We start from the raw sequence: 6,630 nt of genomic DNA, 5'->3' as shown, positions 1-6,630 counted from the left end.
GGGTCTTAGGGACTGCCCCGACACGATCATACTGTTTTCTTAGGGTTTTTTTCTTTAATAACAGCCTGTTAAAGAGCCACGCCTCCCCACTTCACTCACCCCCGCGAACCCAAAACCCCGATGTGCACTTTGCCGATTGTAGCTCACTTTTCCCCCAATGTCATAATCGGGTTTCGGCCCGCTTTTCCTGCCGGAACCGGGTTTTATCGGGAACCCGCGACGGCGGGGCAGCTTGCCTGCGCCGCTGACGCGGGTTGGCCGGGTGCGGGCTGGCGAGGCCCGCAGGTGAAGCCGTTAAGCGGGGAGCCCCCGCCCGCGGGGGCGGACGGGGCGGAGATGGCGAGCACGGCAACGAGCAAGGAGCCTGCGACTGCGAGCCGGGCGCAGCCAGTGCAGCGGGGTTGGGGCGGGGGCCATAAACCGCGGCCAGCTCGCTGGCCTGCTTTCAGGGCTGTTGACCTTAACAGGCTGACCGGCAACGGTTTCAGGCGGGTTTGGGCACCGGAGCCGCCAGGGACGGCGGCGACTGCGGCGGTGGGTTTTAGCACTGATATTGACAGCAGCGGGTGAGCGAGCGAACCCGGTGCGCCTCTGGGGCTGAGAGGCTCACCCCGGCGGCCAGCCGCACGCTGTTGTTGAGGTGACCGCGCAGCGCCCTTGGGTGGGCGGCGCCGACATAATGTTTCGTTAAGCGTGGCGGGCCGTGCAGGCCCATTGCGCTTAATGCCACATTATGTTGAATGGCGGCTGACCGGCAACGGTTGTGACAGAGAACACCGGAGCTTAGGGCCGGGCGGCCGGCATTTACCGCCGGCACTCAGAAGGTAGGGGGCAGTCCGTGCGCAGGGACGCGCGCGGTCTGCCTTTCACTGCACCCCACACGCTCACAGGGAACCGGCTAACCTTAAAGACTGTCCGGCAACTGCGGGCGTTCAGGTCGGCTTCGGGCTGTCCGGCTTAGCGCTCTCCGTCTGCCTGTTGTCTGGCGGCGTTTTCTGCTTTTTCGGTTTCCGCTCTGCCGGGTGCGTCTGCTCATGGACTTCTTTTAAGTGACCGATAGCCACCCGCGTATAGATTTGTGTCGTCTCCAGCTTTTTATGCCCCAGTATGGCCTGGATATGCCGGGTATCAGCGCCGTTCTCCAGCATCTGCGTGGCCATTGAGTGCCGGAACACGTGACATGACCCGGCTTTGTCGAGTTTGGCTTCCTCACGGATGGTGTGCCCTGCCATCTGCGTTAAGGTGTTGCGTGATAATGGGTTACCTCTGACTGTGATAAACACATATCCGCTGTCATATCGGTAAGCCAGTTGCGGGCGCACGTCAGCCAGATACCGTTCCAGCCACGCCAGCGCCCGTTCCCCTATCGGCACCACCCGGTCGTGTCCGTTCTTTCCCTGTCGCACAACGACCACTCCGCGATGGCGGTCTATGTCGCCGAGTCTCAGATTAATCAGTTCTGTGCGCCGGATACCCGTACTCCAGAGCGCTTCCAGCACGGCGCGGTTACGCAGACCCAGCGGCGTCTGGGTGTCGAGACTGTTCAGTACCTGCTCCGTCTCGACGTCACTCAGTACCTGCGCGGGCAGCCGCTGCTCTTCTTTCGGCAGTATCAGCATGTCAGCCGGGTTATACAGGATATGGTGGCGTTGCAATAACCAGCGAAACCAACCCCGCAGGCAACGAAGTCGCTGTAACTGGCTGTTGTTGCCGTAATGCTGTCCGTCTGCCTTGCGGTAACGGCGCAGATACCGCTGCCAGCTCTCCAGCAACGGCAGAGAGACCTGCGGCGCATGGTAGACCGCCCGCATCTCGCACCAGTCCACGAACGGCGTTAACCATTCCCGGTAGGTTTCCGGTGTCCGGGTGCTGTGCCCGCTGGCGGTCTGGATTTCCAGATATGCCTCAAGCTGCTGGCGTAAGGTTGCAAGGGTAAAAGTCGGTTGTGTTTCCATCGTCTGCCTCTTATGGGTGTGCTGTCGGTACGCTACGATTTTTTATTCTGTCCTGCCGAAACAGTGATTTTTCGCTGAACCCGACCGTTTTGTTGTGAAGCCTTGTTGTGCCTGCCTTTGCGCTGATACGGTTAACCCGACCTCTCGCCGACCTGATACCGACCGGAAGGCGACCATTTAACGCCTTACCCCGACCGGACGATTTCATACTGTCCCATTCAGGGCACTATCAGCCCGCTCAGGTGCGCGGTGTCGCTGTCTTCCCCGTCGAACAACAGTTCGTAGATGAACGTCAGCCCGCGCCGGTGCAGCAGCAGGTACTCCATTTCAACCAGCCGCGAGAGATGGATTTTCAGCTGGGTATCGCCCCACTGCACCGCATCCCGCAGCATTTTGCGGGTAAACAACATGTCATGGCGCGGCTGCCCGCTTTCCCTGACCCAGCCTTGTATCAGCAGCAACAGCCTGCGCGTCTGCGGTGGCATCTCGTCGAGCGTCCGGCCTAAGATGTCATGCGCGAGGCGGTTGGCAAGCTGGATATCGTCTTTGGTGACTTCGATGTATTCAATGGCCTTGCCACGGTGCTCGGTGGTTTTGACTGCCCGCTGATGTTGATGAAGCAGGGCGATACTCTGGATGAGCGTCAGGTATTTCATGTGGTCGCGGCGCGTGCGGGTCTTGTCGGACATGAACGTCAGTTGTGAGGCGTAAGGGTTGACCACATTCAGGGGCTTTAGCAGCCGCTGGGCGTTCTGGTGCAGGGCGGTGAGATAGTCGCGCTCGTTTTCAGCCAGCAGTCCCTCGAGGGTCTGTTGGTGGCGCTGCAACGCATGGATGGCTTCGGTTTGTTCCCGCGATTCGTTGATGGTCAGCACCAGACAGCGGTTCAGCAGCTCTTCGTCTACATCAATGGCGGTGGTGGTCAGCATCAGCATCACCGGGCCTTTGACCGTGTAGCTTTTGGTGACCAGATTGCCGGTCGCTTCGTCCTTGCCGGTGCTGGCAATGGTCAGCTCGCCGTCACTTTGTAACAGCTTAAGCGCATAGGCGGCCTGCCGTACCCCTTCCTCTTCGGCTATCGCCAGTATCTTGTGTTGCAGGTTGGTTTCACCCAGATAAAACAGGCTCTGCCCGGTCATGGCGCTGTACTGCACCCGTTCTTCCTGAGGTATCAGATTGAGGACTGCGTCCATCAATGACGATTTCCCCGCCGCGCTGCTGCTCTGTATCAGCACCGCTAACGGTTTGGCGAGTTTGCGGCTGACGGCGGCCAGATACCCGGCCAGCAGGTTGGTTGATTCGCCGACCACCCCGCAGGCGGCTAAATCCGCGGTGATACGCGCCGTCAGGTTCGGGTCTTGCAGCAACGCCAGCGCCGCTGCCCGCTCGGCTTCGTTCATCTCCGGCGTTTTCTGCTCAGTCCCCATTTCCCCCTGCTGCTGCCACTGTTCAACCGCCAGTAATACCTGTCCCAGTGCCCGGCGAATATCCCCCTCAGCCAGCCCCAGCTCAGCCGCTGCCATCCGCGCGTAACCCTGACGGCTGCGTGCGCTCATCAGGTCAACGCCATCCAGGAACATCACGCCGCTTTGGGTATCAATGACCTGCGCATTGAGCTTCATGGCAACTGCGCCCGCTTTCACGGAAGACAACCCCCGAATGCACCAGCGCAGGCTGCCCAGCGAGACCTTAAGTTCCCCGTCTGCCCCCGCTTCCCAGATGAGGCCGGGCGTCGGGTTTTGCACTGCCGCCACAGCAGCGGCTAAAGCCGGAGGCGGGGCGGCTTCTGCTGATACCTTCACTTCCGTGCGCGTTGTCACTGCGGTTGACATTGGCGTCGCGCTCTCAAGCAGCAGGGCGAAAGCGGCTTCCGGCTCGGCCATCTGACACAGATAGTCGTTGGCATCCATTTCAGGGGGGAACATCACGCGCAGCGGTGTGATACCCCGCACAAGCAGCGCCTCTGCCAGTTTCACCGCCGCTTCATTGCCCGCACTGTCATTGTCGAACGCGATAAGCACCTGTTTGATACCGTGCCGTTCGAACGCCTGCCAGTGGTCGGCTGTCACGCCATTGACCCCGTAAGCGGCGGTCACGTTCCGATGACCGGTGACCCAGAACGACATCGCATCAATCAGCGATTCACACACGATAAGGCTTTTCGCGGCCATCAGCGCCGTTTCATTCCAGACGCCGCCATGCGCGCCCGGCAGATAAAGGTGCGATGGCGTACCCGCCCGCAGGTGGTCACCGATTTTACGTCCGTAGATTTCCTGTATTTGCCCTTGAGGATTGATAACCGGTACAACCAGCGAGCCGGTAAAGTGTTCATGACCCGATTCCCGCATCAGGCCAACTGCCCGCAGTCGCGCCCGGATTTCCGCGCCCGGTTTGAGCTTCTTCGACGGCAGCCGATACCCCAGCGTGCGGTTGGCAAAGCCCAGCCGGAAGTGAGCCACTAACTCCGGGTGATTGAGCCGCCGCTGAGTCAGGTACGCCTGCATCTCCGGCGCATTCAGCAACGTATGGTGATAGAACTCCACCACCCGATGCAGCAGCGCCTGCCGGCCCGCTTCATCTTCGACCAGCAACGCCGGTTCAGACGGTGCAACCAGCGGCTTGACCGCCGGATTTTCGCCCAGTAAGGCGCGTAACCGCTCCGCCGCATGGCGCAGGCTTAAGCCTTCAGTTTTCATCACCCAGTCCAGCACCGAGCCGCCTTCATTGCAGCCGAAGCAGTGATAGAGGTTCTTTTCTGGACTCAATACCATTGACGGGGTTTTCTCCTGATGGAACGGGCACAGCAGCACGTAATCTTTGCTCCGTTTAACCAGCTTTCGGCCCTGTTGTTCCGCCACGGCCACTAAGGAGACAGCGGCTTTCAGGTGCTGTAGTTCTGCTTCGGGAATGCGGGCCATAAAAATGTTCCTTTTAAATCCTTGTCAATGCTCTATATAGACACTATTATATGTCCTATAAAGGTCATTTAGTCAAGTCTATTCAGAACAGGGGGAGATAATGGAAGCCATCACGACTGATAAAGGAACATTCTGGATGAGCTTTTCTGCCCGTTTTCTGCAACTGCGTAAGCAACAAGGACTGACTCAGCCACAGATGGCTGACAAGGTGGGGATACATCTGACACAAGTTCGCCGCTATGAATCTGGTGAGGCTCAACCCTCTTTAGACATTCTTAAGCGTATTGCTATTACGTTTAATGTTTCGGCTGACTGGCTGATATTTGAGGAGGGCGAACGGGAGCCGCAGGACGAACTTAAGCTAAAGTTTGAGGCGGTTAAACAGATGGACGAGGAGGAGCAACGCTCTGTGACCTCGGTTCTGGATGCCATGATTTTAAAACATCAGGCAAAGCGGTTATTGGGCTGACCTGATTTAACGCGGCTGTACCGTGGTTGCAACACGATAAAGCCGCTCACCACAAGCAACTAAAAAGGGTAGTTACTATGGCTAAGGCGCATTCTAAGGCAGAAGTGGCAGTAAATAAAGCTGCAAGAACAGAACGTTATTACACGGTGGGTTATGTGCCGAACGGTAACCGGGTAAACAAGGCCACACCGGCGATACATCTGAAGGGGCAGTGGCTGAGACAGGCGGGGTTTAATACCGGGGGTCAGATTACGGTGAAGGTGATGGATGGTTGTCTGGTGCTTATTCCAGAGAGTGAGGCCACGCAACAACAGCATCAGCAGTACCAGCGGCAACAGGCCCAACTGCGGGAAATTAAGCAGCAGATGCGGGCGCTGATAAGTGGTTTTGCGGGTTAAGGGGAGAGCATGAGATGACGATAGCCATTGAACATTTACAGGATATTCAGTTAACCCACATTGAGGCACTGGCCTTGGCCCAGCTGGTTAAGCGGCTGTGCTGGTCTGAGATACGGGCTTGCGCGGTGAATGACGAAGAAGCGTATCAGATCAAAGATGCGATCTCTAAGCTTCAATCTGCTCTGGCTTACCGTGGGTATGCACCAAGGTAGATCATAAAAAGGCCGGAAGATCTCGAAAGATCTTTCCGGCTTTAATTAATTTATATTTCTACACTTTATCAAGCCATTGTGCTGCATATTTCAGTATTGTCTCTAAATTTGTAATACCTCCATATCCTTTAAATTCTCTTTCACTTGCCTTTATATTTACCCAATCGTCATCAGTGTTATTTACAATAATATTTAATGGGTTTTTCCCATTTTCTCCTGATATATTAACCTTCCAACCAGGATTATCTAATGTACTGATATCAAAGCCATACTCATGTTCCCACATTCCATCGCATTTAGATTGATACCAGTTTTGAAGGTGTTCAATGATATTATCATTCATTTTAATATCCCTTGTTTTTTAGCTAGCTCTCTAGCTGTACGTATATCTTGCTTAGTAGCAGGTCTGGCTACTTCCTGCTTTTTCAAAGGAAAGCGTTTTCCATTAGGAGCTATATTTATTGGTGAAGTTTGAACATGTGGAGTTGGTATATCCGTTTGGGTTATTTTATCAAAATGCGCTCTACCTCTTAAATCTATATGCCCCATAGTTGTTGGAGTTGAGAATGTCACTGTATTTTTATTAAGTTGATTAGCTAACTCCTCTGCCATTTCTTGAGCATTTTTAGGCTTATTACCAACATCTTGGCAATTTTTACCTGCTAACCCGAATGGGTC

Annotated in this window: 9 protein-coding genes; 4 read left to right on the top strand and 5 right to left on the bottom strand. The window is 55.7% G+C overall.

Annotation, left to right across the window (positions count from 1 at the left end; genetic code table 11):
- Window positions 1-390: 390 nt before the first annotated feature.
- On the top strand, window positions 391-570 hold the full coding sequence (locus ACGF5R_RS23265) for a hypothetical protein (RefSeq protein ID WP_387692972.1): 180 nt from the start codon (window positions 391-393) through the stop codon (window positions 568-570).
- A 362-nt stretch (window positions 571-932) separates the two neighbouring features.
- Here the strand turns inward: ACGF5R_RS23265 and xerC are convergent, their stop codons facing one another.
- From xerC to ACGF5R_RS23250, 3 genes are read right to left on the bottom strand one after another with little or no spacing between them, the layout of a single operon-like run.
- On the bottom strand, window positions 933-1,955 hold the full coding sequence (gene xerC / locus ACGF5R_RS23260) for a site-specific tyrosine recombinase XerC (RefSeq protein WP_387633207.1): 1,023 nt from the start codon (window positions 1,953-1,955) through the stop codon (window positions 933-935).
- A 10-nt stretch (window positions 1,956-1,965) separates the two neighbouring features.
- Window positions 1,966-2,163, bottom strand: coding sequence for a hypothetical protein (locus ACGF5R_RS23255; RefSeq protein ID WP_387692971.1), 198 nt, complete (start codon window positions 2,161-2,163; stop codon window positions 1,966-1,968).
- A 10-nt stretch (window positions 2,164-2,173) separates the two neighbouring features.
- Window positions 2,174-4,873 (bottom strand): CHC2 zinc finger domain-containing protein, encoded by a 2,700-nt coding sequence (locus ACGF5R_RS23250; protein WP_387692969.1) that lies wholly within the window; start codon window positions 4,871-4,873, stop codon window positions 2,174-2,176.
- A gap of 136 nt (window positions 4,874-5,009) precedes the next feature.
- Here ACGF5R_RS23250 and ACGF5R_RS23245 point away from each other — a divergent pair, with 136 nt between their 5' ends.
- The 3 genes from ACGF5R_RS23245 to ACGF5R_RS23235 all read left to right on the top strand — a co-directional run bounded on the left by ACGF5R_RS23245 (window position 5,010) and on the right by ACGF5R_RS23235 (window position 5,952).
- Window positions 5,010-5,342: a helix-turn-helix domain-containing protein gene (locus ACGF5R_RS23245; RefSeq protein ID WP_387692974.1), complete on the top strand. Its 333-nt coding sequence runs from the start codon at window positions 5,010-5,012 to the stop codon at window positions 5,340-5,342.
- Between the two features lie 77 nt (window positions 5,343-5,419).
- Complete coding sequence (locus tag ACGF5R_RS23240; RefSeq protein WP_387692967.1) at window positions 5,420-5,740, top strand: SymE family type I addiction module toxin; 321 nt, start codon at window positions 5,420-5,422, stop codon at window positions 5,738-5,740.
- A 14-nt stretch (window positions 5,741-5,754) separates the two neighbouring features.
- Entirely contained in the window at window positions 5,755-5,952 is a 198-nt protein-coding gene (locus ACGF5R_RS23235; RefSeq protein WP_054481467.1) for a hypothetical protein, read from the top strand.
- 58 nt (window positions 5,953-6,010) lie between these two features.
- Here the strand turns inward: ACGF5R_RS23235 and ACGF5R_RS23230 are convergent, their stop codons facing one another.
- Entirely contained in the window at window positions 6,011-6,295 is a 285-nt protein-coding gene (locus tag ACGF5R_RS23230; RefSeq protein ID WP_387692964.1) for an Imm53 family immunity protein, read from the bottom strand.
- Window positions 6,292-6,630: hypothetical protein (locus ACGF5R_RS23225; RefSeq protein ID WP_387692962.1), on the bottom strand; the 339-nt coding region annotated here is incomplete at its 5' end. The genes ACGF5R_RS23230 and ACGF5R_RS23225, both read right to left, overlap by 4 nt.

It is taken from the genome of Photorhabdus sp. RM71S (genome assembly GCF_042879355.1).
Taxonomy (GTDB): Bacteria; Pseudomonadota; Gammaproteobacteria; order Enterobacterales; family Enterobacteriaceae; genus Photorhabdus; species Photorhabdus kayaii.
This window is presented reverse-complemented; position numbering and strand designations above follow the sequence as displayed.

Coding starts and splice junctions, on each gene's coding strand:
- xerC (WP_387633207.1), bottom strand. CDS start 1,955: ATGGAAACACAACCGACTTTTACCCTTGCAACCTTACGCCAGCAGCTT.
- ACGF5R_RS23255 (WP_387692971.1), bottom strand. CDS start 2,163: ATGAAATCGTCCGGTCGGGGTAAGGCGTTAAATGGTCGCCTTCCGGTC.
- ACGF5R_RS23250 (WP_387692969.1), bottom strand. CDS start 4,873: ATGGCCCGCATTCCCGAAGCAGAACTACAGCACCTGAAAGCCGCTGTC.
- ACGF5R_RS23245 (WP_387692974.1), top strand. CDS start 5,010: ATGAGCTTTTCTGCCCGTTTTCTGCAACTGCGTAAGCAACAAGGACTG.
- ACGF5R_RS23240 (WP_387692967.1), top strand. CDS start 5,420: ATGGCTAAGGCGCATTCTAAGGCAGAAGTGGCAGTAAATAAAGCTGCA.
- ACGF5R_RS23235 (WP_054481467.1), top strand. CDS start 5,755: ATGACGATAGCCATTGAACATTTACAGGATATTCAGTTAACCCACATT.
- ACGF5R_RS23230 (WP_387692964.1), bottom strand. CDS start 6,295: ATGAATGATAATATCATTGAACACCTTCAAAACTGGTATCAATCTAAA.